This window comes from Myroides odoratimimus (assembly GCF_001485415.1).
GTDB lineage: Bacteria > Bacteroidota > Bacteroidia > Flavobacteriales > Flavobacteriaceae > Flavobacterium > Flavobacterium odoratimimum.
This window is the reverse complement of record NZ_BCMQ01000034.1, coordinates 1-25,098: the sequence shown is the minus strand read 5'-3', so window position 1 is coordinate 25,098 and position 25,098 is coordinate 1. Positions and strand designations below refer to the sequence as shown.

21 protein-coding genes are annotated in these 25,098 nt (G+C 34.2%); 17 read left to right on the top strand and 4 right to left on the bottom strand.

Annotated elements, in window-relative coordinates:
- Positions 1-275: 275 nt before the first annotated feature.
- The 6 genes from MODO_RS17440 to MODO_RS17415 all read left to right on the top strand — a co-directional run bounded on the left by MODO_RS17440 (position 276) and on the right by MODO_RS17415 (position 6,636).
- Positions 276-752 (top strand): Lrp/AsnC family transcriptional regulator, encoded by a 477-nt coding sequence (locus MODO_RS17440; protein ID WP_006261921.1) that lies wholly within the window; start codon positions 276-278, stop codon positions 750-752.
- Between the two features lie 2 nt (positions 753-754).
- The gene (locus tag MODO_RS17435; RefSeq protein ID WP_006258797.1) at positions 755-1,777 is read left to right on the top strand and encodes an EamA family transporter; all 1,023 of its coding nucleotides are present in this window, start codon (positions 755-757) and stop codon (positions 1,775-1,777) included.
- Between the two features lie 267 nt (positions 1,778-2,044).
- Positions 2,045-3,808: a 30S ribosomal protein S1 gene (rpsA, locus tag MODO_RS17430; RefSeq protein ID WP_059051591.1), complete on the top strand. Its 1,764-nt coding sequence runs from the start codon at positions 2,045-2,047 to the stop codon at positions 3,806-3,808.
- Between the two features lie 180 nt (positions 3,809-3,988).
- A complete protein-coding gene (locus MODO_RS17425; RefSeq protein WP_006258795.1) occupies positions 3,989-4,780 on the top strand; it encodes a hypothetical protein in 792 nt (263 codons plus the stop codon).
- Positions 4,780-5,538 carry a hypothetical protein gene (locus MODO_RS17420; RefSeq protein WP_006258794.1) on the top strand — a complete coding sequence of 253 codons (759 nt, stop codon included), beginning with the start codon at positions 4,780-4,782 and terminating at the stop codon, positions 5,536-5,538. Before MODO_RS17425 ends, MODO_RS17420 begins: the two co-directional genes overlap by 1 nt.
- Positions 5,539-5,547: 9 nt before the next feature.
- Positions 5,548-6,636, top strand: a complete 1,089-nt coding sequence (locus tag MODO_RS17415) for a toxic anion resistance protein (protein WP_006258793.1) — start codon at positions 5,548-5,550, stop codon at positions 6,634-6,636.
- Positions 6,637-6,713: 77 nt separating this feature from the next.
- Here the strand turns inward: MODO_RS17415 and pepT are convergent, their stop codons facing one another.
- Positions 6,714-7,958: a peptidase T gene (pepT, locus tag MODO_RS17410; protein WP_006258792.1), complete on the bottom strand. Its 1,245-nt coding sequence runs from the start codon at positions 7,956-7,958 to the stop codon at positions 6,714-6,716.
- 838 nt (positions 7,959-8,796) lie between these two features.
- On the opposite strand from pepT, the gene MODO_RS17405 reads away from it, so the two are divergent.
- From MODO_RS17405 to MODO_RS17395, 3 genes are all read left to right on the top strand, one after another.
- Complete coding sequence (locus MODO_RS17405) at positions 8,797-9,624, top strand: alpha/beta hydrolase (protein WP_006258791.1); 828 nt, start codon at positions 8,797-8,799, stop codon at positions 9,622-9,624.
- 104 nt (positions 9,625-9,728) lie between these two features.
- Positions 9,729-10,298, top strand: coding sequence for a pseudouridine synthase (locus MODO_RS17400; RefSeq protein WP_006258790.1), 570 nt, complete (start codon positions 9,729-9,731; stop codon positions 10,296-10,298).
- An 11-nt stretch (positions 10,299-10,309) separates the two neighbouring features.
- Complete coding sequence (locus tag MODO_RS17395; protein ID WP_006258789.1) at positions 10,310-11,314, top strand: cation diffusion facilitator family transporter; 1,005 nt, start codon at positions 10,310-10,312, stop codon at positions 11,312-11,314.
- Here the strand turns inward: MODO_RS17395 and MODO_RS17390 are convergent.
- Positions 11,298-12,083: an ABC transporter ATP-binding protein gene (locus MODO_RS17390; RefSeq protein ID WP_006258788.1), complete on the bottom strand. Its 786-nt coding sequence runs from the start codon at positions 12,081-12,083 to the stop codon at positions 11,298-11,300. The two genes, MODO_RS17395 and MODO_RS17390, sit on opposite strands and share 17 nt — an antisense overlap.
- Positions 12,084-12,332: 249 nt before the next feature.
- On the opposite strand from MODO_RS17390, the gene MODO_RS17385 reads away from it, so the two are divergent.
- The 5 genes from MODO_RS17385 to MODO_RS17365 all read left to right on the top strand — a co-directional run bounded on the left by MODO_RS17385 (position 12,333) and on the right by MODO_RS17365 (position 21,491).
- Positions 12,333-15,500 carry a SusC/RagA family TonB-linked outer membrane protein gene (locus MODO_RS17385; RefSeq protein ID WP_006258787.1) on the top strand — a complete coding sequence of 1,056 codons (3,168 nt, stop codon included), beginning with the start codon at positions 12,333-12,335 and terminating at the stop codon, positions 15,498-15,500.
- A gap of 11 nt (positions 15,501-15,511) precedes the next feature.
- A complete protein-coding gene (locus MODO_RS17380; protein WP_006258786.1) occupies positions 15,512-16,984 on the top strand; it encodes a SusD/RagB family nutrient-binding outer membrane lipoprotein in 1,473 nt (490 codons plus the stop codon).
- A 5-nt stretch (positions 16,985-16,989) separates the two neighbouring features.
- Positions 16,990-19,455, top strand: a complete 2,466-nt coding sequence (locus MODO_RS17375; RefSeq protein ID WP_006258785.1) for a phosphocholine-specific phospholipase C — start codon at positions 16,990-16,992, stop codon at positions 19,453-19,455.
- A 200-nt stretch (positions 19,456-19,655) separates the two neighbouring features.
- A complete protein-coding gene (locus tag MODO_RS17370; protein ID WP_006258784.1) occupies positions 19,656-20,507 on the top strand; it encodes a transketolase in 852 nt (283 codons plus the stop codon).
- 21 nt (positions 20,508-20,528) lie between these two features.
- Positions 20,529-21,491 (top strand): transketolase family protein, encoded by a 963-nt coding sequence (locus tag MODO_RS17365; RefSeq protein WP_006258783.1) that lies wholly within the window; start codon positions 20,529-20,531, stop codon positions 21,489-21,491.
- Between the two features lie 133 nt (positions 21,492-21,624).
- On the opposite strand, the gene MODO_RS17360 is transcribed toward MODO_RS17365, so the two are convergent.
- Positions 21,625-22,803 (bottom strand): EF-hand domain-containing protein, encoded by a 1,179-nt coding sequence (locus MODO_RS17360; protein ID WP_006258782.1) that lies wholly within the window; start codon positions 22,801-22,803, stop codon positions 21,625-21,627.
- 80 nt (positions 22,804-22,883) lie between these two features.
- On the opposite strand from MODO_RS17360, the gene MODO_RS17355 reads away from it, so the two are divergent.
- Genes MODO_RS17355 through MODO_RS17345 form a run of 3 tightly spaced genes read left to right on the top strand, consistent with a single transcriptional unit; the run spans position 22,884 to position 24,391 of the window.
- A complete protein-coding gene (locus MODO_RS17355) occupies positions 22,884-23,324 on the top strand; it encodes an RNA-binding S4 domain-containing protein (RefSeq protein ID WP_006258781.1) in 441 nt (146 codons plus the stop codon).
- Positions 23,317-23,901, top strand: coding sequence for a class I SAM-dependent methyltransferase (locus MODO_RS17350; protein ID WP_006258780.1), 585 nt, complete (start codon positions 23,317-23,319; stop codon positions 23,899-23,901). Before MODO_RS17355 ends, MODO_RS17350 begins: the two co-directional genes overlap by 8 nt.
- Positions 23,894-24,391: a phosphoribosyltransferase family protein gene (locus MODO_RS17345; RefSeq protein ID WP_006258779.1), complete on the top strand. Its 498-nt coding sequence runs from the start codon at positions 23,894-23,896 to the stop codon at positions 24,389-24,391. The genes MODO_RS17350 and MODO_RS17345 overlap by 8 nt, the downstream gene beginning before the upstream one ends.
- On the opposite strand, the gene MODO_RS17340 is transcribed toward MODO_RS17345, so the two are convergent.
- Entirely contained in the window at positions 24,388-24,906 is a 519-nt protein-coding gene (locus MODO_RS17340; RefSeq protein WP_006258776.1) for a shikimate kinase, read from the bottom strand. The genes MODO_RS17345 and MODO_RS17340 overlap by 4 nt on opposite strands.
- Positions 24,907-25,098: the final 192 nt, after the last annotated feature.

Sequence of the window (25,098 nt, the reverse complement as noted above, 5' to 3'; positions counted from 1 at the left end):
TATGTCGCCGCCTTTCTTTATAGAATCCCCAATCTCGTATGAGGTTGGGGATTTTTTGTTTATTTGGGTTAGTCGTATTTTGTTTCTGCAGACAAGATGTTGTTCTATTTTTGTATATTATCTTTTTTTACTTCCCCACAATTCTATTTCTTTGTTTTTTATTTGTATATAATTCTGTTATTAAAATAATTGACCGAATTATATTCTAAATTTATTTAAAATGTTTGTATATAATTCTTTTTGTATGTATCTTTGCACTCGTTAAATACGATATGATGGAGTATAAGTTAGATGAGATTGATTTAAAGATTCTGCGAATGATGCAGGATAATGCTAGAATTAATAATTCGGATATAGCAAAGGAACTTGGTATGGCTCCTTCTGCAGTATTGGAAAGAGTGAAGAAGTTAGAGAATAAGGATGTTCTATTAGCTTATCATGCAAAGGTTAATCCTAAAGCTTTAGATCAAAAAATGCTTTCTTTTATTTTTATTAAAGTTGATGAAATTATTGGAGATGAAGAAACAGGGAGACTCTTGGCAGAGATTCCAGAAGTTTTAGAAGTTCATGATATAGCAGGTGATGATGGTTATATGATTAAAGTACGCACAACAGATTCATTAGCTTTAGTGCATTTAATGAGAAATTCACTATCAAGAATTCAAGGAATTATTTCAACTAGAACAATTATAGTTTTACAAACAGTTAAAGAAGAAAATAAATTAATTATACCAGAAAGGTTAGAGTATTAGTTATGGGAGCAGTTAGTACAAATAGCACAAGTAAAAGCACTGTTGTTGCAGCTTATATCGTTGTATATTTTGTTTGGGGATCAACATTCTTTTTTATTCACAAAGCATTAAGTGATTTTACACCTTTTGTTTTAGGAACGTTACGTTTCTTTAGTGCAAGTATTCTTTTATTGACTTACTGTAAAATGAAAGGGTATAAATTGTTTAATAAGAAAGTAGTTAAGCAAGCATGTATTACTGGGTTCTTATTACTATTTATTGATATGGGGGCTTTGATTTGGGCAGAACAACATGTATCTAGTGGTATTGCCGCTATTATGGCAGCAGCAGCAGCTTTATGGTTTGTCATATTGGATAAGCCTCAATGGAAGAATAACTTTTCAAGTATACCAACTGTATTAGGTTTGATTCTTGGTTTTGTTGGTGTGATTATGTTATTTGCTGAACAGATTAATATTGCTAGTGATGAATCACAACGTCTGTTGAATATTTTCTGTATGGTATTGCTGATTTTAGGATCTATAGCTTGGACAGCTGGATCATTGTATTCGAAATATTCTAAAGATAAGAATACTGATGAAGGAGAAGATCTTCATGTTATGGTTAAAACGTCTTGGCAGATGATTACTGCAGGTGTGCTATTTTGTTTAGTAGCATTATTAAATGGAGAGTTTGCTGCATTTGATCCTATAGAAGTGTCTGTGTCAGGATGGTTTTCATTAGGATATCTAATAACTTTTGGTTCTATTTTAGCTTTTGGCTCTTATATTTGGCTAATTCAGAATAGACCAGTAGTAGAGGTTAGTACTTATGCTTATGTTAATCCTGTTGTAGCTGTGGCATTGAGCTATTTCTTTACAGATGATATTATCACTAGTTTACAAATTGGAGGATTAGTAGTTGTATTATTAAGTGTAGGTTTAATGAACTGGGACTTATATAAGAATAGTAAGTTTATTAAGATATTTAATAAAAAAGCTAAAGCTTCAACTAGTGATAACGAGAAGTTAAACATGACTAATTAGATATTTAATTCTTTTAATATATAATTAAGGTCTATCGCTTATAGCATAGACCTTTTTTGTTCTATAATGAGATTGATTAGCAAGCTATTAATAATAAAATTATGTTATTATATAGTTGTATATATAATATAAAGTTATACTTTTGCACCGCTTTTAGTTCAGAGAAGTTTCGCTAAGGGTGTTTATTTTAAATGTTAAACAACTTCTAGTATTTTATTCTGATATATAGAAACTTATAAAATCTAGAATACAAATTTTTTATCAGAGATGTCTGAAAATATTAAAACACAAGAAGAGTTCTTAAAGGATTTTAACTGGGAAAACTACGAAAATGGTATCGATGCAGTTGAAGAGACTCAATTAAAAGAATTCGAAAGCCTAGTAGAAAAAACATTTATTTCTACTGATGACGAAGAAGTAGTAGAAGGAGTTGTAGTTAGAATTACTGACAGAGACGCTATCGTTGATATCAACGCTAAATCTGAAGGTGTTATTTCTTTAAACGAGTTCCGTTACAATCCAAACTTAAAAGTTGGAGACAAAGTTGAAGTATTAATCGACGTAAGAGAAGATAAATACGGACAATTAGTATTATCTCACAGAAAAGCTCGTACAATCAAAGCTTGGGATAGAGTTATCGCTGCTCACGAGTCTGGAGAGATTGTTAATGGATTCGTTAAATGTAGAACTAAAGGTGGTATGATCGTTGACGTATTCGGAATCGAAGCATTCTTACCAGGTTCTCAAATTGACGTTAAACCAATCCGTGATTACGATCAATACGTGAACAAAACAATGGAATTCAAAGTAGTTAAAATTAACCACGAATTCAAAAACGTTGTTGTATCTCACAAAGCACTTATCGAGGCTGATATCGAAGTTCAAAAGAAAGAAATTATCGGTCAATTACAAAAAGGTCAAGTGTTAGAAGGTGTTGTTAAAAACATCACTTCTTACGGAGTATTCATTGACTTAGGAGGTGTAGATGGATTAATCCACATCACTGACTTATCTTGGTCAAGAATTAACCACCCAAGTGAAGTATTAGAGTTAGACCAAAAATTAAACGTTGTTATCTTAGACTTTGATGATGAGAAAACAAGAATTCAATTAGGTTTAAAACAATTATACGCTCACCCATGGGATGCTTTAGATGCTAACTTAAACGTTGGTGACAAAGTTAAAGGTAAAGTAGTTGTTTTAGCTGATTACGGTGCTTTCATCGAAGTTGCTGAAGGTGTTGAAGGTTTAATCCACGTTTCTGAAATGTCTTGGTCTACTCACTTAAGATCAGCTCAAGATTTCGTTAAAGTAGGAGACGAAGTAGAGGCAGTTATCTTAACTCTTGATAGAGAAGAGAGAAAAATGTCTTTAGGTATTAAACAATTAACTCAAGACCCTTGGACTGATATCACTTCTAAGTACCCTGTAGGTTCTAAACATAATGGTATCGTTCGTAACTTTACTAACTTCGGTGTATTTGTAGAATTAGAAGAAGGAATTGATGGATTAATTTACATCTCTGACTTATCTTGGAGACTAAGGACTAAGAAAATCAAACACCCATCTGAGTTTGTAAACGTAGGAGATAAATTAGACGTAGTTGTATTAGAGTTAGACGTTGAAGGACGTAAATTATCTTTAGGACACAAACAAACTACTGCTAATCCTTGGGATAAATACGAAGATGCTTACGCTGTTGGAACTGTACATTCAGGAGAAATCTCTGAATTAGTTGACAAAGGTGCTACTGTAGTATTCGAAGATGATGTTGTAGCTTTCATCCCAACTCGTCACTTAGAAAAAGAAGACGGTAAAAAGTTGAAAAAAGGTGAAACTGCTGAATTCAAAATTATTGAGTTCAACAAAGAATTCAAAAGAGTAGTTGCTTCTCACACTTCTATCTTCCGTGAAGAAGAAGAGAAAAATGTAAAAGCTGTTGAAACTGCAAATAATTCTGCAGAAAAAACAACTTTAGGTGATATCGACGCTTTAGCTGAATTAAAAGAAAGAATGGAGAAAGGAAAATAATTCCTAACCTATAAATTTCAAAAGCCCTAACATTTATGTTGGGGCTTTTTTTATGCAGTAAACTCAAGTATGTCATTTCTTTTATGAATTTACTTTATAATCTAGTAACTGCTTAAGTGTAATTTATTGAGTATTATAGAAAATTTTAATATCTTTAAAATATCTATTAAACAAATATAAATGGGGTGGTTTACTAACCGAAATAAGACTTGGGAAATAAGGGAAGGGCTTGTACTATTAGGTACTGTAGGTATTATTAGCTTTTTAAGTTTAGGAGTTCTTACCCCTTTAGTGGTGATGATATTTGGCTATCAAGTAAAGGTTACGCGTTGGATTAAGACCTCTTTCTTGATTTCACTTGTTTACTTATTAGTTTTATTGATTGCTTTATTTGTTTATTTAGCAGGAGAAAGCCCTGTTTCATTGTTAACGTTGAATTATATAAGCTTTTATATTTATGTTGTGTATTTGGCACTGTACTTACCTGAGTATCTACAGAGGTTAGATTTAAAAAACTATATTAAGTTAGAAAAGAACAAAGAATACAATTATTATGTAATCATGGAACAGCTGGAAGATGTACAGTCTTCAGAGTCATTAAAAGAGTCTTTTATGGCTAATTTAAGGACATTTAGAAGACAGATATCTAATCCTAGTATAGTTAATGAGATCGATGAGATTCTTCGCTTAATAGACGTTATAGTACTAAAAGAATCAGCTAGTACTGATTTGCTGTTAGAACGTCATGTGTCTACTATAGAGAATGCTTTAATTCAGTATATAGAGTTGAATAATAGCTATCATATAAATAACGAAGTAAAGCAATCTATATCTAAGTTAGAAAACTTAGTTAAGTATGCACGAATTGCATTAGAGAACGAGCTATCTAAGATAATAGAGACTCAAGTTCTAACAGTAGATGGAGAAGCTTCAGTTTATTTATCAGTATTAAAAGGAAAAGGATTGTTATAATGGGATGGTTTACACATCAATCTAAAAATTGGGAGTTAAAAGTAGGGTGGCTTAGTTATTTAGCTATTCTCTTTCCTTTTGTACTACCTCCATTGGCTATGCTTTATATGGGAGTGGTAGGTAAGATTAAGAATTTAGTTATTGCTAGTATCTTATGGAGTGGTTTATATGTAGGAGGTTATTTTCTGTATCTCTTTTATAAGGACTCTGGTAGATTAGACATTTTGTTGTTTGCTATTCTTTTGAGTGGTGCATTGGTTATCGCTATGTATTTAAAAGAATTCTTGAGGAGAGTGCACCTTAAGTCTATTATTAAAATAAGATGGAATACTGATTATGACTATTTAGACTTTATGCGCAGAAAGAAAATATCAGAAGTATTGTCTGTTAGTGATTTTATAGATCATTTAGTAACTTGGCAACAAGAGATAAAACAACAAGAAGTAAGAGGAAGTATTGCTAGCATGATTCAGTTGACTAAATCTATTACTAAAGATAATAAGCATATCAGCGAATTGTTTATTGAACGACACGCTTACTCTATAGAAAATATGTTACAACAGTATCATCAGATAGAATTATCAAAATTAGATAATGATATTATTCGATTAGCTGAAAGTAAAATAAGAACAACCCTTCTTAGTGTTATTAGTGCATTCGAAAATGAATTAAGTAATAAAACGAGATTTAACCATTTAACCATAGATTTAGATTCTGAAGTCTATATACAAGATCTAAAAAATAGAGGTTTATTATAAAAAGAAGTTATGGAAAAAGATATTCAACAAATGCGTGATGAGAACGTGTTAGCACCTTCAGTGAATGTAGAGTTCACGCCACAAGAACTAAAACAAATCGAATCATATAAGAAAGGTATTGACTTAAGTAATACAACTCAGGTGATACAGTATGGAGCTAATAGTCAGTTAAAAGCAAGTACTTTTGCTACAGAAATATTAAAACAAGTACAGACGAAGGATTTAGGAGAAACTTCTAGTGTATTAGTCAATTTAAAAGAAGAAGTAAAGTCTTTTGAAGGTATTGCGAATAAGAAAAGCTTATTCCCAATGTTTGATTCATTTAAGAAAAAGATAGCACGTCTTCAGACCCAGTATAGTAAAGTAGAAACCAATATCAATGCTATAGAACTTCAGCTAGAACGTCATTATAAGATTATGATGAAAGATGTAGCGATGTTCGATAAGCTGTTTGAAGAGAATAAGAATTACTTTAATGAGTTGTCTTTATATATAGCAGCTGGAGAAGAGAAACTAAAAGAATTAAATACAGTAGAATTACCACAATTAAAAGCTGAAGCGGAGAAGGATAATGATCCAGCGAAGATACAAGAGTATAAAGATTTAGAACAACAAGTAATTCGATTTGACCGAAAGGTACATGATTTAAAGTTGACTAGAATGGTTGTTCTTCAGTCTTCTCCACAGATCAGGATGGTACAGAACAATAGCTTGATGCTAATGGAGAAGTTACAATCAAGTATTGTAAACACTATTCCATTATGGAAAAATCAGATGGTCTTGACACTTGGTATAGCTCGTTCACAGCAGGCACTAGGAGCACAACGTGCCGTGACAGATGCGACTAACGAATTATTGAGTCGCAATAGTGAGTTGCTTAGAGACTCTACAGTTCAGATCGCACAGGAGACAGAGAGAGGTATCGTAGATATAGAGACTATTCGCAAGGTTAACTCTGATATTATTAACACTATTGATGACATAGTGCGTATCCAAGAAGAAGGAAAAGAAAAGAGACGTGCTGTAGAAGTGGAGTTAAGAGAACAAGAGAATGAACTAAAGAAACATTTGCTAGGCAATAGTGATACTGTAAAGTAGTATGTAATATTATAAAAGGTAGAAATACAAAAAGGAGATTCATCAGAATCTCCTTTTTGTATATAGTCAAATAAGAATTACTTTGCTTTTGCAGCAGTAAGCTCAGCGATCTTAACGATTACTTGTGTTGCTTTAACGATGCTTTCTACAGGTACATACTCATATTTTCCGTGGAAGTTATGTCCTCCAGCGAAGATATTAGGACATGGTAATCCCATATAAGAAAGTTGAGAACCATCAGTACCACCACGAATAGCTTTGATTAATGGTTTGATATCTAATTGCTTCATAGCTTCCTCAGCGATATCTACGATATGCATCACAGGTTCTACCTTCTCACGCATATTGAAGTATTGGTCACCGATTTCGCAGTTAACGATAGGTCCACCAAATTTCTTAGCATGCTTTTTATTAAACTTATCTGCTAATTTAGCAACAAGCTTTTTGCGTTTCTCGTATTTCTTAAGGTTGTGGTCACGGATGATTAGTTCTACCACAGACTCTTCTATACTACCTGTTACAGTATGTACGTGGAAGAATCCTTCATAACCTGTTGTTTTTTGAGGAACTTCATCTTTAGGTAATTTAGACATAAATTTGTTTGCTAATAAGATAGAGTTAACCATCTTACCTTTAGCATATCCTGGGTGAACACTTTTACCATTAAAAGTAAGTTTAGCATACCCAGCATTGAAGTTTTCGTATTCTAATTCACCGATTTGGCTACCATCCATAGTATACGCCCACTCAGCACCGAATTTTTTAACGTCAAATAAGTGTGCTCCTCTTCCGATCTCTTCATCAGGTGTAAATCCGATACGGATTTTACCATGTTTGATTTCTGGATGTTGGATTAGATATTCCATAGCAGATACGATCTCTGTGATCCCTGCTTTATCATCAGCTCCTAATAAAGTCGTACCATCAGTAGTGATGATCGTTTGTCCTTTATATTGAAGAAGGTCTTTAAAGTAAGATGGAGATAAGACAACGTTTAACTCTTCGTTTAATACGATATCACCACCATCATAGTTTTCTACGATTTGAGGTTTAACATTAGCACCACTAAAGTCAGGAGAAGTATCGAAGTGTGCGATAAACCCGATAGTAGGCACTTCGTGATCTACATTACTAGGTAATGTAGCCATGATGTAAGCGTTCTCATCGATAGTTACGTCTTCTAGACCTATTTGTTTTAACTCTTCAACTAATTTGTTAGCTAAATCCCATTGTTTCTCAGTACTTGGACAAGTATTTGAAGATGAATCAGATTCAGTATCAACAGTTACATAACTGATGAAACGGTCAATGATATGTTGCATAATGTATAATATTTTAGTGTAACAAAAATAATAATTAAAAGTTGATTAGAAGGATTATCACTAGGGTATTATTAAAAAGATAAACTAGAGGAAGTAAAAGAGTTTGTCTTTAAAGGATTTACGGACATTGTATTAACCTCCTCCTTTTTGAATTTGTTCATTGAAATTCATAAACAGCTCTTTTTATTTGCTAGTTGATCTGTATTCTATATGAATTGATGTTTTTTATTGGAGATGATTTATACTATTGATACTTAGATATAATAGTAGTGTTTTATGTATATATCTGTGAATGTTGTAAATCTATCAAGGAGGGAGAGGTATTTTATATAATGCAATATAGTACCAAGTGAGGGGAGAATACGAGGAATATAAAAGGAGATTTGTTGGACAAAAGTGCTTCTAGCTCCATTAAACTCGACTTATTGTCCATGTATTGTCGAAGGATCTGGCTGTATAGCCCGTATTTGTTGGGTTTATAACTAGGTTTAAATTTGTTTTAAATTTATTAAATGATGTTAATTTGTTGTTTATTAGTGTGTTATGTTTTTTAGATAAATAAAAAAAGAAGGTGTTTTTTTCAATAATGGACTTATAAAAGGACTAAAAGGAGTCAATTAGAAAAAAAACGGAGTAAATTTTCTGAAATAGAAGCTTTTTATACTCTCTTTTATCTTAGATAACAAAAAAATAAATGCTTCTTTTTTAGACTATCTGTACTATTGAAATTTAGAAGAAGGAAAAGGAAGTTAGGAACTTATTGTTAGAAAGTAAGTTTAATGGCGTCAGACTATTGTAAAATTGTATATTTGAGTGAAGAAACAAAATAAGAGTTGAGATGAGAATTATTCTATCTATATTTTTAGTATTAATCAGTTATATGTCTTGGGCAGTAGAGCCGTTGAAGGAGTATGTAGATCATCCTGCTAATTCGACAGTGAATTTTGAAGCCTTAGAGATTGTAACGAAGGATGATTATAAATTGAAATCTTGGATTTGTTTTCCGCCTAAGGATAAGGACTTAAAGAAAGTCTTGGTATTAGCCTATGGCGATGCAGGTAATATGTCTTATTATGTAAGACAAGTCTTAGAAGTAGCGAAGCATGGGTATACTGTCGTGATGTTTGATTATAGAGGATATGGAGAGAGTCAGGCATTCGATATGATAGAGACACAGCTGTATTATGACGAATTCGTCACAGATTTAAAAGCAGTAGTAGAGTATAGTCAGAAGAGATTTGAGCAGCCAGTAGGTGTTTGGGCCCTTTCGATGGGCACGATAGCTAGTACATTATTATATACAGATTTGAAGTTTGATTTCTTGATAGCAGAAGGGTTTGTATCTAGTCCGCGGGATATCATTAGTAAGCTAAAACAGTTTTTAGAGAAAGAGTACACATTGCCTAGCAGTGCAGCACAGTATGAGTTAGCGTTGAGTAAGCTGACCTTACCAGTCTTATATTTTGCAGGAGATAGGGATGGACTGACGTCTCCTAATGATAGTTATCGAGCTAAGTTTCTGAATGCTAAGAGTGAAGTGGTTTTGTATAAAGGGGCTCATCTTCAGGGATTTCAGGCGTTGTCTGATACCACACATGGAGAGCGATATATTAAGGCTATAGATACCTTTATGACTAATATGAATGCTGTAGTAGAAAGTAAGTAAGAGAGATAGCATATTAGCATTAAATTATAATCAAATCCTAATAATCATACTCTATTTAATAACTAACTTTGTCCGCAGAATAAATCCCCATAGAGACATTAATAATGGAATCTACACATAGACATTTTTTGTTATATAAACCACATGGTTATATCAGCCAATTCATATACGAGAAGAAGAGAACGAAGCATAAGCTAGGAGAGTTATATGATTTTCCAGAAGGGACTATGGCTATCGGTAGATTAGACGAAAATTCTGAGGGATTGCTGTTTTTGACTACAGATGGGATGACTAGTGAGCGCGTAAGAGGAGCACATTATGAAAAGGAGTATTATGCGCAGGTAGATGGTGTTATCTCAGAAGAGGCTGTAGAACAAATGAGAAATGGAGTGCTTATCGGGGTAAAAGGAGAGAAATACTTGACTAAGCCTTGTGTAGCAGAACGATTAGAACAATTACCGGAGTGGGTAGGAGTAGGTAGACGCATTAGAGATGAGAGACATGGCCCTACGAGTTGGGTACGTATAGTCCTAACAGAAGGTAAGTTTAGGCAAGTAAGAAAAATGACAGCTCATGTAGGACATGCAACACTAAGATTAGTGCGTGTGCGCATCGGAGAGATATCATTAGAGGGGATGCAAGTAGGAGAAGTAAAAGAAGTAGATCAATTATAATCTAAGCCAGTATGAATACTAAAGCAAAAGAGAATTATCAATTTCAGAAGATAGTAGCCATAGTAGGAGTATTATTATTTGTTATTAAAATACTTGCTTGGTCTTTAACGCATTCAGTAGCTATATTGACAGATGCCTTAGAAAGTGTTATTAATGTGATTAGTGGCTTTGTAGGACTATATAGTTTATATTTATCAGCATTACCTCGAGATAGAAATCACCCTTATGGGCATGGAAAAGTAGAGTTTATCTCAGCCACTGTAGAAGGGGGAATGATTATTCTAGCAGGGCTAGTGATTATCTTCGAAGCAGTGCGTAATTTGTTACACCCACAACCTGTAGGACAACTAGATTACGGAATTATCCTAGTAGCGATAACAGCAGTAGTAAACTATATTCTAGGCTGGTACGCTATTAAAAAGGGAAAAACGAATAAGTCGCTTGCTTTAGTAGCGAGTGGTAGACATCTTCAGTCAGATACCTATTCTACTATAGGTATTATTATCGGTTTGATTTTACTTTATTTTACGGGATATGGATGGTTAGATAGTGGTGTTGCATTATTATTTGCAGGGATCATTATTGTCACGGGATACAAGATTGTACGTGGTGCGATATCTGGTATAATGGACGAAACGGATGAACTTTTGTTAAAAGAAGTTGTAGAATATCTACAAGAACACCGCAGAGCCAATTGGATAGATCTTCATAATCTACGTATTATTAAGTATGGAGCAGTATTACACTTTGACTGTCATATGACCATACCATGGTATTTTAATATCGTCGAAGGACATAAAGAGGTAGAACAATTAGAACAGGAGATAATCGAGAAGTTCGGAGCAGATATGGAGTTATTCGTTCACATGGATGACTGTAAGCCCTTCTCATGTGTGATCTGTAAAGTGGAGAATTGTGCTTATCGTCAGGCCGAATTTGAACATCAGATAGAATGGACGATAGAGAATATCTCTAAGAATAAGAGACATAATAGCTCAACTACTCCGCAAGGATAAAACGCTTTTGTGTTCTATCAAAGCTAAGATTATCATCTTCGAAGAAGTTGTCGAAGACCCCTTGTTCTATTAGTGTGTCAGTTTCTCCCTGTGTATTCGAATCTTTTTTGAGTACAATGATATCATCGCTAAAAGCGATGGCCAAATCCATATCATGACAAGAGAATAGAATTGCTTTTTGTTCTTCATGGGCTAATTTTCGCAGTAGTTTAAACAGGGCTACTTTATGATGCAAGTCTAAGTGATTAGTAGGTTCGTCTAAGATAATGATAGGTGTATCCTGAGCGATGGCTCTAGCGATGAGCACACGTTGTAACTGCCCATCACTGAGTTGGCTCATATTCCTATCGACTAGCTCTTGTATATCTGTTAGTTCTATAGCTCTATTTATTAGTGTATAGTCCTTGTCGGTTAAGGTACTATAATGATTTAGATAAGGAGTTCTTCCTATCTGTATTAATTCTCTTACTGTTAGTTCAGAGACTGGTATTTTCTCTGTTAGTACTATACTGATGATGGTCGCTAATTTTGAGTTGCTGTAAGTGTGTAGCTCTTCTCCTAATAATTGTATTTTTCCACTTATGATCTGTTGGTTAGCAGATAATGTTCTTAATAAAGTGGATTTTCCTATTCCATTAATTCCTAAAAGAGAAGTCAGTGTACCTGGCTTTAATTCAATGTTTAGGTGTTGTTGAACTATTTTATAATGTCCTTTCTTTAGTGGGTACCCTATACTCAGTTCTTGTGTTTTTAAAATAGGTGTGTTCATGTGTTATATATACTAGAATAAGAAAAATTAAATGTAGTTAAATGAACTGTATTATGAAAGTAATATGTTTAAGCATCTTCGTGAGGTTAAGATAGAGTAATGTTTTTTATGATATTGTTTCTATATAGTTAAGTGATTATTTAAAATCTATCATTTTGAAAATGAGAATATAGTGATTAGTTAGTGTTGTGTTAATATTTAGATAAAATGCCTAGTCTAGATTTGAGTACATAATAACAACACGATCAAATGAAACAAAAATTACTTATAGGAGTTATTCTCCAATTCTTTTGTGTAACCCTTATTTATGCTCAAGAGAAGCGTACACTTCAAGGAAGTGTAGTAGATGAATCAGGTGTTTCTTTACCAGGAGCATCAGTGTCTATAAAAAATACAGCAGAAGGTACTAGTACTGATCTAGATGGAGCATTTAAAATAGAAGTAATGGACACTGATATATTGGTATTTTCATTCATAGGATATAATAATAAAGAGGTGCCTGTAGGAGTACAGCAGAGTATGAAGGTGGCTTTAGATCCAGAGAGCTCTTCTTTAGACGAGGTTATTATTACTGCTTTAGGTATTAGTAAAGCCGAAAAGAAAGTAGGGTATTCTACACAAAAAGTAGATGTAGCTAGAACACAAGAAGTAGCTACTCCTAATATGGGAAGTTTATTATCAGGACAGGTGTCAGGGCTTCAAGTGTCTAATGCACCAGGATTATTACAAGGACCTAAGTTCTCTCTTAGGGGAAAAACTCCTTTAGTCATCGTAGATAATATCCCTGTAGATACAGATTTTTATGATATAGCACCAGAAGATATAGCAGATATTAATGTACTGAAAGGAACAAGTGCTTCTGCTCTATACGGGTCTCGTGGGCGTAATGGTGCTATCCTTATCACAACTAAAGGAGCTAAAAAAGAAGGACTAGAAGTGACGCTTACACAGAACACGATGATAAGTGCAGGATTTACAGTCTATCCAAAAACACAAAAAGACTATGGTAATGGATCAGATGGTAAATATGAATTCTGGGATGGAAAAGATGGTGGTATTAGTGATGGAGATATGAACTGGGGGCCTAAGTTTACACCAGGGTTAAAAATAGCTCAGTGGAATAGCCCTATTCGTGATAAGCAAACAGGACAAGTAATTAACTGGTATGGAAACGTTGAAGGGACAATGTACAATGATAAGTCTAGATATGAGCGTGTGCCTATAGCATGGGAATATCACGATAACTTAAAAGAATTTCTAGAGACAGGAGTGAACTCAAGAACAAGCTTTTCTGTTGCTAATAGAGGTGAGAAAACATCTTATCGACTAGGAGGGGAGTTTAACTATAATAAAGATCGCGTACCGAATACGAGTTTATATAGAGGTAACCTTTCTTTTAAATCAACAACTCAATTAACAGAGAAACTAGCGTTAGATGCTAAACTTACTTATGCAAATATCTATTCTCCTAATATTCCTAATTATGATTACAATCCGAGTGGACATATGTATACTGTCCTAATATGGCTGGGGTCAGATGTAAATGGTAGAGACTTAAAGAATAATCTGTGGGTACCTGGTATGGAAGGATATCGCCAAGCGAACTGGAATTATGCGTGGTATAATAACCCTTGGTTTGGGGTTGAAAATTTTAAGAGAATTTGGAATAAAGATATTGTGACAGGACAGATGGCACTAAGATATGATGCTACGGATGACCTGAAGTTTCAAGGAAGAGCTTCTGTAGTATCTTCAAGCAATAAAGAAGAGTTACAGAGTCCTAAATCTTACTTTAATTACAGCGCTAGTAGAGAAGGTGGTTTTAGTATCAATAATATTAAAGATTTAAAACTAGAATATGATTTCTTAGCGATGTATACGAAGGATCTAACCGACTATATGAGTATAGACGTCAATGCTGGGGCAGCGTCTAGATATAGTCAGTACAACAGAAGTTATTCTGCAGCAGATGGATTAACAGTACCAGGGGTATATAATCTAGGGAATTCTACAGGTCCTGTGACAGCAGAGAATCGTTTAGAAAAAAAAGCTGTAAATAGTGTATATGGTACTGTAGAGTTAGATTTCTTTAACTCGTTCTTCTTTACATTTGCCGCTAGAAATGACTGGTCATCAAGTTTAATAAAAGAAAATAGGTCATATTTTTACCCTTCTACTTCTTTGAGTGTATTGTTATCTAATCTGATAGAAATGCCAAAACAAGTAGATTATTTAAAACTATATACTTCATGGGCTCAGGTGTCAAGTGACTTAGACCCTTACCAGTTGCAGTCAGCTTATTCTCCAGTTACACCTTCATTTAATGGTAATCCTATGGTAGAGTATCCTAATTCTATATTAGATTTAAGTCTTCTACCAGAGAAATCTAAATCTTTTGAACTAGGACTGTCATCAGCCTTCTTTAATAAACGATTAAACTTTGATTTGACTTATTATAGAGTATTGGATTCTAACTTCTTAATTAAATTCCCAGTATCAGAAGCTTCTGGCTTTGATAATATGTTGCTTAACGGAAATGAATATACTACTAAAGGATGGGAACTTAGTCTATCAGGAGCCGTGATTAAAAAAGATGATTTTCAATGGAACTCTACTGTAAACTGGAGTACAAGAGAACGAAAAATTACGAAGATACATGGAGGCGCTGCTAAATACGGAAATTTAAAATTGAACGATAGAGCGGATTCTTATTACGATATAGAATGGATGAAGGCGCCCGATGGACAAGTAATCTTAGATGCTAAAACAGGAATGCCAACAGGGAATAAGCAAGCTACTAAACTAGGAAACTTCGATCCTAAATGGACTTTAGGGTGGAATAATAACTTTAAGTATAAAAAGTGGAATGTAAATATTGGTATAGATGGAATATGGGGAGGAGTTACTCGCTCTCAAGTGGTAGAAAAAATGTGGTGGGGAGGAAAACATCCTAAATCAACCCAATATAGAGATCAGGAGTATGCTACAGGTAAACCTATTTATGTACCGGAAGGGGTAAATATCGTATCTGGAGAATTAATTACAGATGTAAATGGCAATGTAGTATCTGATACACGTCAGTTCCAAAAGCATACAGGAGCAGTAAGTTGGCAAAGTTGGGCACAGAATTATCCTTATCGTGCTCGAGTAACAGAGAAAGAGAATAAACTATTTGCGAACGTATTTGATCGAACGTATTTTAAGCTAAGAACATTGGCTATCTCTTATGACTTTACAGAGATGATTAAATCTAAGAAAATTACTCAGCTATCTGCTTCCTTAACAGGATATAACTTATTGATATGGAAAAAATCAAAAGGACTTTATTCTGATCCAGATTACGAAATCACTACTTCTAATGATATTCAAGATCCGTCAACGAGATGGGTAGGTTTAGGAGTGAATATTAAATTTTAATACTGATACAAATGAAAAAATATATAAAAATAGCGGCATTAGCTCTAGTAATTATATCAATGGGAAGTTGTCAAGATTTAGATAAATTAAGCGAAGACCCTAACCGAGTAAAAGAGGCAGATCCTTATTTACTATTGCCCAAAGTAAGTAAGTCAGCTTTTGCATTAAATGGAATTAGCAAAGAGTATGCTTCTAGAATGATTATTCAGACAGATGGAGAGAATACTAGTCAATACTTTAAGTGGAATAGTTCTAGTTTTTCAGCGTATCAGAAGTTGTTACAAGTACAAAAAATGATGGATGAAGCGAAACGTACCAATAAGGAAGAATATATAGCGGTAGGTCATTTTCTTAAAGCTAGGTTCTTTTATGAATTAGCGATTACCTTCGGTGATGTACCTTACTCAGAAGCCTTATTAGGAGAGAAGAAAGTTCCTTTCCCTAAGTATGATAAACAAGAGGATGTTTTTGTAGGAGTTTTAAAAGAATTGGAATTAGCAGCCTCTATGATTCAAAACAAACCCTCTATTAAAGGAGATATAATCTATGGAGGAAATACTGATAAATGGAAAAAGTTAATAAACTCATATCAATTAAAGGTATTGATGAGTTTATCTAAGAAAAAAACAGTTGGTACGATTCAAGTAGCAGAACAATTTGCAAAAATATATAACGCAGGAAACCTATTAGAAAGTAATGCAGATAGTGGACAACTTATGTATTTCGATCAAGCAGGTAGTCGCTATCCTCAGTTTAATTCAAGTTCTTATGGATCAAGTATGTATATGTCAGGAACATTTATTAATTTACTACAAGATTTAAAAGATCCTAGGTTATTTGCTTTTGCACAACAAACGTCAACAGCATTAGAAAAAGGTTTACCTATTACAGATTTTAGTGGATATAATGGAGGGGATCCTACAGTGCCTTATGCAGAGAATGAAAAGTTAGTGCAAACCAAGAATATATCTAAAATCAAGAGTCGTTATTATTTAGATCCTACTAACGAGCCTACTTCTATATTGAGCTATTCTGAGTTGCAGTTTATATTAGCTGAGGCTGTAGCGCGTAACTGGATAGGAGGTAGTGCAGCTGATTTTTATAATAAAGCGATAGAAGCAAACTTTAATTTCTATAATACATATGCGAAGGGAATGGCTAGTTATTATACAAAAGACGCTTTTATCAATTATATAAATCAGTCTAAGGTGAAGTATCAAACAGGAAGTCTGAATGTGCAATTAAAACAGATTTTGACACAGAAGTATATTACTATGTTTCATCAATCGAATTGGACGATTTATTACGACCATTTGCGCACAGGGTATCCAGAGTTTAAAATACAAGAGGGGATTACCCCTCCTACAAGATGGATTTATCCACAAACAGAGTATAATAGAAATCAAGCTAAACTACAAGAAGCATTAAATAGCCAATTCGGTGGAGCTGATAATATACGCGGTATCACTTGGTGGTTAAAATAAGATATATGAGTACAACAAGAAGAGATTTTATAAAGAAGTCCGCTTTATTTTCAAGCGGACTCTTTTTCGCAGAGGCTATGCCAGCATCTATTCAGAGAGCATTTGATATCAAAGCTCCTGAAGGATCTACGTTCTTAGATGCAGAACATATTGTTTTCTTAATGCAAGAGAATAGATCTTTTGACCATTGTTTCGGGACTTTAAAAGGAGTAAGGGGATTTAATGATCCTAGAGCTATGAAGCTTAAGGATGGTCTGCCTGTCTGGTTTCAGTCAGATATTCATAAAAATATTTATGGTCCTTTTAGACTTGATATTGAGAATACTAAGGTGACTTGGATGGGTGGCTTACCACATAGTTGGAAGGATATGGTAGAGGCTCGTAACGAGGGTAAAATGGATAATTGGTTGATAGCCAAACGACCTGGTAATGCCGAGTATAAGGATTTACCTCTGACGATGGGATATTTCTCACGAGCTGATATTCCTTTCTATTACGCATTAGCAGATGCCTTTACAGTATGTGATCAGCACTTTTGTTCTTCTCTGACAGGTACTAGTGCTAATCGATCTTATTTTTGGGCTGGTGCTATCCGCGAGAAGCCAAGAGATCCTAACTCTATAGCTCATGTGGATAATGGGCAGATAAACTATAAAGATGTCAGCTGGACTACTTACCCAGAACGATTAGAAAAAGCGAATGTGTCGTGGAAAGTATATCAGAATGAGTTAAGTGTTCCTGTGGGATTTGATTGGCATGCAGAGAGTTGGTTAGCGAATTTTACAGATAATAATTTAGAGTTCTATAAGCAATATAATGTGCGTTTTCACAAGGCTCATTATGACTATATGGTACTAGAGTTGGAGAGATTAAAGGGAAGCTTGAATGACAAGACTCTCGCTAAAGATAAAATACAAGAAGTAGAAGGTAAGATACAGCAGCTAGAAAAAGATATTGATCTATACTCTCCTTCTAAATTTGAAGCATTAAGCGAATTCGATAAAGCTATTCACAAGAAGGCATTTACTACTAATACAAGTGATCCAGATTATCACAAGCTAGAGGAGATGACCTATATGGAGAGAGGCGTGGAGAAAACAATGGAGGTGCCTAAGGGGGATATCTTTTATCAGTTTAGAAAAGATGTAGATGAAAATAAGTTGCCTATGGTAAGCTGGTTAGTTGCGCCGTGTAACTTTTCGGATCATCCTTCAGCGCCTTGGTTTGGGGCGTGGTATTTATCAGAAGCGATAGATATCCTAACGAAGAACCCAGAGGTGTGGAAGAAGACAATATTTGTGTTGACATACGATGAAAATGATGGTTACTTTGATCATATTGCTCCTTTTGTACCACCGTTAACGACTGATAAGACGATGGGTAAAGTGGCTAAAGGAATGGATACGCAAGATGAGTGGGTCACTAAAGAACAAGAAAGAGTAAGAACAGATAAACTTGATAGTCAATTAGCTAGTCCGATAGGATTAGGGTATAGAGTACCTATGATTATAGCCTCGCCTTGGACTAGAGGAGGCTGGGTAAACTCAGAGGTGTTAGACTTGACCTCTACTATACAGTTCTTAGAATACTTTATCGAAAAAAAGACAGGTAAACAAGTTATCGAAGAGAATATATCTAGCTGGAGAAGAGAGGTGTGTGGTAATATGACGAGTGTATTCCAATCTGAACGCGATCTAAGAGAGGTAAACTTAGACTTCGTAGATCGGAAGGACTATATCGCTAGAATCATGAATGCAAAAGAGAAGAAGGTACCTGGAGACTTTAATGCGTTTACAAAAAAAGAGGTATTAGGGGCTAAACATTGGACACTGTTATCCAAATTTCCTAAACAAGAAGAAGGAATAAAGAAGGCATGTGCTTTACCTTATAATCTGAATGCAAATGTGAAACTGGCAGGAAGTAAAACGCAGTTACAAATGGATTTCACGGTTGAGTCTAATCAGTTAAAGAATAAGGTGTATGCAGCTCCTGTACAAGTATATGATATGTTAGGAGCTAGCCCGTCAAGAGGCATTTGGGACTTTGCGGTTAGAGATAATGAACCAATGGATTATTACTGGAAGGTAGAAGATGGAGAGCAGTATCACTATAATATACATGGACCTAATGGGTTCTTTAGAAGCTTTAAGGGAAGTAAGAAAAATTTAGATATTTATGTTGAGGTTCTTTTACTCACAGATTTAAGTATCTCTGTGAAATTAAAAAATAATGGCGCGGATACTGTAAATGTTGCTTTAGATAATAGTTTGTATCTAAAAAAAGCAACGATTATAGAGTTGCCTCCTAATAAAGAAGAATTACTTAAATGGGATTATACAAGCTCAAACGGCTGGTATGATTTGATGATAAGTTGTAAAGAGGATATAGAGTGGAAGCAATATTATGCTGGTCATATTGAGAATGGTCAAGCAAGTATAACGGATCCATTTATGGCAAGTCTGTCTAAATAACAGCAATCTATATGAGATAGAAGAGGAGACTGATAAGGTCTCCTTTTTTGTTTTTAGGAAGAATGATATTTAGCATCAATAAAGAGTTTGATAAGAAGACTTCTTGTAGTAAAGATTTATGAACTATTTAGTGTTTTAAAAAGACAGTGATTACCGTAAAATAATCTTATATTTGTGTGTAAATATTTATTGAAAAAATAATGAAACCAAACACACAACAATTAACAGAGTTAACTACTCAAGTAAGAAGAGATATTCTTAGAATGGTACATGCTGTAAGTTCTGGGCACCCAGGAGGATCTTTAGGATGTGCAGAGTTTTTAGTGACTTTGTATCAAAAGTTAATGGATAGAAAAGAAGGGTTTAATATGGACGGAACAGAGGAGGATATCTTCTTCTTATCTAATGGACATATTTCACCAGTATTTTATAGCGTATTGTCACGTAGTGGATATTTTCCAGTAAGTGAATTAGCTACTTTCAGAAAAATCAATACGCGTTTACAAGGACATCCATGTACTCATGATAGATTACCAGGAGTGCGTATGGCGTCAGGTTCATTAGGACAAGGACTTTCAGTAGCAGTAGGAGCAGCTCAAGCTAAAAAATTAAATAAGGATAATCACCTTGTTTATGTTTTAATGGGAGATGGTGAGTTACAAGAAGGACAAAACTGGGAAGCTATTATGTATGCATCTGCTAAGAAGGTGGATAATGTAATCGCTACTGTAGATTTAAACGGAAAACAAATCGACGGACCAACTGATGATGTATTAAATTTAGGTTCTATGAAAGCTAAGTTTGAAGCATTTGATTGGGAGGTTATAGAGATAGAGAAAGGAAACGATATTGATTCAATCGTAGCTGGATATGAATTAGCAAAAGCTAAAACAGGTAAAGGAAAACCTGTATGTGTATTGTTAAAAACAGAAATGGGTAATGGAGTAGACTTCATGATGAATACACATGCATGGCATGGTAAAGCTCCTAGTGATGCTCAATTAGAAGAAGCTTTAAAACAAAATCCAGAAACATCATTCGGAGATTATTAATCCACTTAAATTGAATCAAAAATGAAAAAATATACAAATACAGGAAGTAAAGATACACGTTCAGGATTCGGTGCAGGACTTACTGAATTAGGACAAAAGAATGAGAATGTAGTAGCATTATGTGCTGACTTAATCGGTTCGTTAAAAATGGATGATTTTAAAAAGAATCACCCAGAGCGTTTCTTCCAAGTAGGAATTGCTGAAGCGAATATGATTGGATTAGCTGCAGGTATGACTATCGGAGGTAAAATTCCTTTTACAGGAACTTTTGCTAACTTCTCTACAGGACGTGTTTATGATCAAATTCGTCAGTCTGTAGCATACTCTGAGAAGAATGTGAAGATATGTGCTTCTCACGCTGGATTAACACTAGGTGAAGATGGTGCTACTCACCAAATCTTAGAAGATATCGGATTAATGAAGATGTTGCCTAATATGACTGTAATCAATACATGTGATTACAACCAAACCAAAGCGGCTACTTTAGCTATTGCTGAGTATGATGGACCTGTTTATTTAAGATTTGGACGTCCAGTAGTGCCTAACTTTATGCCTGCTGATGAGAAGTTTGTTATCGGTAAAGCTGTTATGTTAAACGAGGGTACAGATGTGACTATCGTAGCTACAGGACACTTAGTATGGGAAGCTTTAATCGCTGCTGAAGAGTTAGAAGCAAAAGGAATCTCTGCTGAGGTAATCAATATCCATACTATCAAACCTCTTGATGAAGAGGCTATCTTAAAATCTGTAGCAAAAACAGGATGTATAGTTACTGCTGAAGAGCACAACTTCTTAGGAGGTCTAGGAGAAAGCGTATCTAGAGTATTAGCTTTAAATAACCCATTACCACAAGAATTTGTGGCTGTACAAGATACTTTCGGTGAATCTGGTACTCCAGAGCAATTAATGGAAAAATATGGTTTAAACGCTACAGCTATCGTTGAGAAAGCACAGTTAGTAATCAACCGTAAATTCAAAAGATAATTAAGAGTATATCTAATATATAAAAACCTGCTTGAGCAATCAAGCAGGTTTTTTTGTATAGTAGTATAATGAGTGGAGTAGGACAAAAAAAAGAGGTAGAATCAATCTACCTCTTTGTATATAATCTTATTTGTTATTTTTTAGTAGGCCAAATTACCTCACCATCTTTTTGATCTGGGAAACATGCTCTGTCTAGGTATCTAAATACATTAGAACAAGTTTTTAGAATAGGGTCATAGTATTGGTAATATGCTTTTTTGTTGTTTTTGTCTTTATACTGTAATTCAGTTTTAGTAAGTACACCATCACCATCATCGTCATCGTCTAAGAAGTTAGGTACACCGTCACCATCTGTATCAAAGTCAAAGTAATCTTTAATCGTTAATTTAAGTGCACGTATCTCATCATCTGTAAGTGCTCTTCCTAGTTCTGATGATTTTTCGATTACTTGTTTCGCCTCATACTTTGAAAGGATACCATCACCATCGTGATCACGTTCTCTTTTCGCTATAAGCGTCATATCGATGATATGTGGTTGATATGCCTTAAGCTTAGATCCGTATCCAGCATTGAAATATCCTACTCCTGATGGGATAAAAGCAATAATTCTACCTGCTGATCCTTTTTCATAAGTAGGGATACCATTATCACCTAATTGTATACCAGTAGCTGTTTTTACTTTAGTTAATAGTTGTCTTTCTGCTGTTTTTAACTGAGCAGGTATAAGACCATAATTACCTTGTGACATAAGAGCGAACTCCTGTAATGTAATAGGGAATGAGTAATAATTACCTATATTCCCGTTATTGTCAAAAGATTCATTCTTTAAAGAAAATGACTTTGTCTTTACATATACAGAATCTATAGTAGAAATATAATCACCTTTTCCTTCTAGTTTGTTTCCATCTGCATCAGGAACAATAAAATAAGCTATAGTATATTCTAATTCGTCTTTAGGTTTAGAAAACTTTAAAGAAGTAGTACCATTAGGGTTTCTAACAGCTTCGTATTCGTAGTTGTCAGATGTAATGATTTGTTGCTCTATTTTGATTCTTTTATCATCTTTAAGAGGTACTACATTAGGATTAGGTTTATTAGGATTACTAATACTATCAAAACGAATATTATCTCCTTCAATAATCAAGTAGTTTTTAGCTAAGAACTCTTCTATTTGCTTTGCATTTTCATCACGAACTTCTTTACGGTCTCTTAGGTTTACAACTTCATTTCCACCATTACCGTCATCTTTATTACAATTGGCAGCTGTTAGTCCTAGAAAAGCAAGACCTAAAACTGTAAATAATCTATTCATTTTTTGACTTATTTTAGTAGTGCAAGATACAATTTTACTTTATTTTTGTGTACTTTGTTAGAGAAATTTAATACGAAATTATGCGAATTGATAAATATTTATGGTGTATTAGATACTATAAAACTAGAAATATAGCAACGGAAGCTTGTAAAAAGGGACATATCACGGTGAATGGACAAGCGGCTAAAGCCTCTAGAGAAGTCTTTCCTACGGATAAAATCACATTGAGAAAAGATCAAATAACTTATAAATTAACAGTATTAGGTATACCTGCTAATAGAGTAGGAGCTAAGTTAGTTGATATTTACCGCAAGGATGAGACTCCTGCAGAGGCATTTGAGCACTTAGAGTTATTAAAGTTATCGAAGGACTATTATAGAGCTAAAGGGACTGGACGTCCTACTAAGAAAGATAGAAGAGATATAGATGATTTTCACGACTATGAAGACGATGATATCATAGAAGGAGAAGATAGTATAGAGAGAGATAATTCTTTTAAAGATAGGGAAGAGGATGTTTGATAAAGAGTTTTGGGAGAAGAAGTATGCTAATAGTGAGGCGCAATGGAATGCAGGAAGCATCACTACGCCTATTAAGGAATACATCGATCAATTGACAAAGAAAGATTTAGCTATTTTAGTACCAGGTATAGGCCATGGGCATGAGTTGATGTATTTATATGAAAATGATTTTACTAATATTAGTGGATTAGACTTTACTATTGCTGGTGCTTTAGAAGCGTACGGATTGATGAATAACTTTCCTTATGGTGATGTGATTTTAGAAGATTTCTTTGAACATGATGGACAATATGACCTTATTATAGAGCAAACGTTCTTCTGTTCGTTGCCTACCGATAAGAGAAGTGATTATGTAGAGAAGATGTATGATTTATTAAAACCAGGAGGAAAGCTAGTAGGGGTGTTATTTGATTGTTACTTTAATCAAGAGACTCCCCCTTTTGGAGGAAGTAAAGAAGAGTACTTAGAATTGTTTAAGGAAAAGTTCAATATACAAGTTTTAGAAACAGCACATAACTCTATTAAGCCTAGAGCAGGTAGAGAGTTATTTTTTATAATTAATAAACAACATGACTAAAAAAATCATTTTAACTAAAGAGCAAATTAAGTTTACTACTAAACGTATAGCTTATCAGATCTATGAGACCTACATAGATGAGGATGAAATAGTAATCGCTGGTGTAGCAAATAGTGGATATACTTTTGCTCAAAAGATCAGTGAAGCATTACAAGAGATTTCTTCTATAAAAGTAATTCTTTGTGAAGTGCGTATAGATAAACAGAATCCGATTAATCCAATAGAGACTTCATTAAATAGTACAGTTTATACAGATAAGTGTGTTGTACTAGTAGATGACGTGTTAAATTCTGGAGCGACATTAATATACGGTGTAAAGCATTTCTTAGAAGTGCCATTAAAGAAACTAAAAACGGCGGTACTAGTAGATCGTAACCATAAAAAATATCCCGTTAAAGCGGACTTTAAAGGGATATCATTATCTACATCATTATTAGAGCATATTCAGGTTGTCTTTGATGGAGACGAGGAGTATGCTTATTTAAGCTAATTAAGATGATTAAGGATGTCTTGAGTTACTTGCTCAGGAGTTTTATCATCTATAGCTATAATAGTTTTAGCCTGATGGTAGAAATAACTACGATCAAATAAATGCTTAGCAATGAAAATTTCAAGAGTATCGTCTGAATTCTGATTAAGAAGAGGGCGATGCTCTTTTTCTTTTTCTAGACGATCTGCTAGTGTTTTAATAGAACCTTTTAGATAGAATGAGGAGATATCCTCTCTCTGTAGAGCTAAATGATTATTAGCATAGCATGGTGTTCCTCCACCTAAGCTAAGAATAAAGTTATCTTGAGTATCTATTATCTCATGTAATAATAGGTGTTCTTGCTTCCTAAAATAGATTTCTCCTTTCGTTTCAAACAGGGATGAAATCGACATTTGATGTTTTTTCTCTATTTCGTTGTCTAAATCTATAAAGTTTAGTTTTAGTTGTTCTGCCAGTATTTTACCAATAGTTGATTTACCAGAACCCATATAGCCTAAAAGAATAATTTTTTTCATAAAAACAAGGGGTTGTTTATTAGAGTGTTAGGATGAATTGAAAAATAAAAGTCAAAAATAAAACAAATATGTGTCGGATTTCTAAAAAAAGCTTCTATATTTGCACCCGCAATCAGGAATTGAAATAACGACTCGATAGCTCAGTTGGTAGAGCACAACACTTTTAATGTTGGGGTCCTGGGTTCGAGCCCC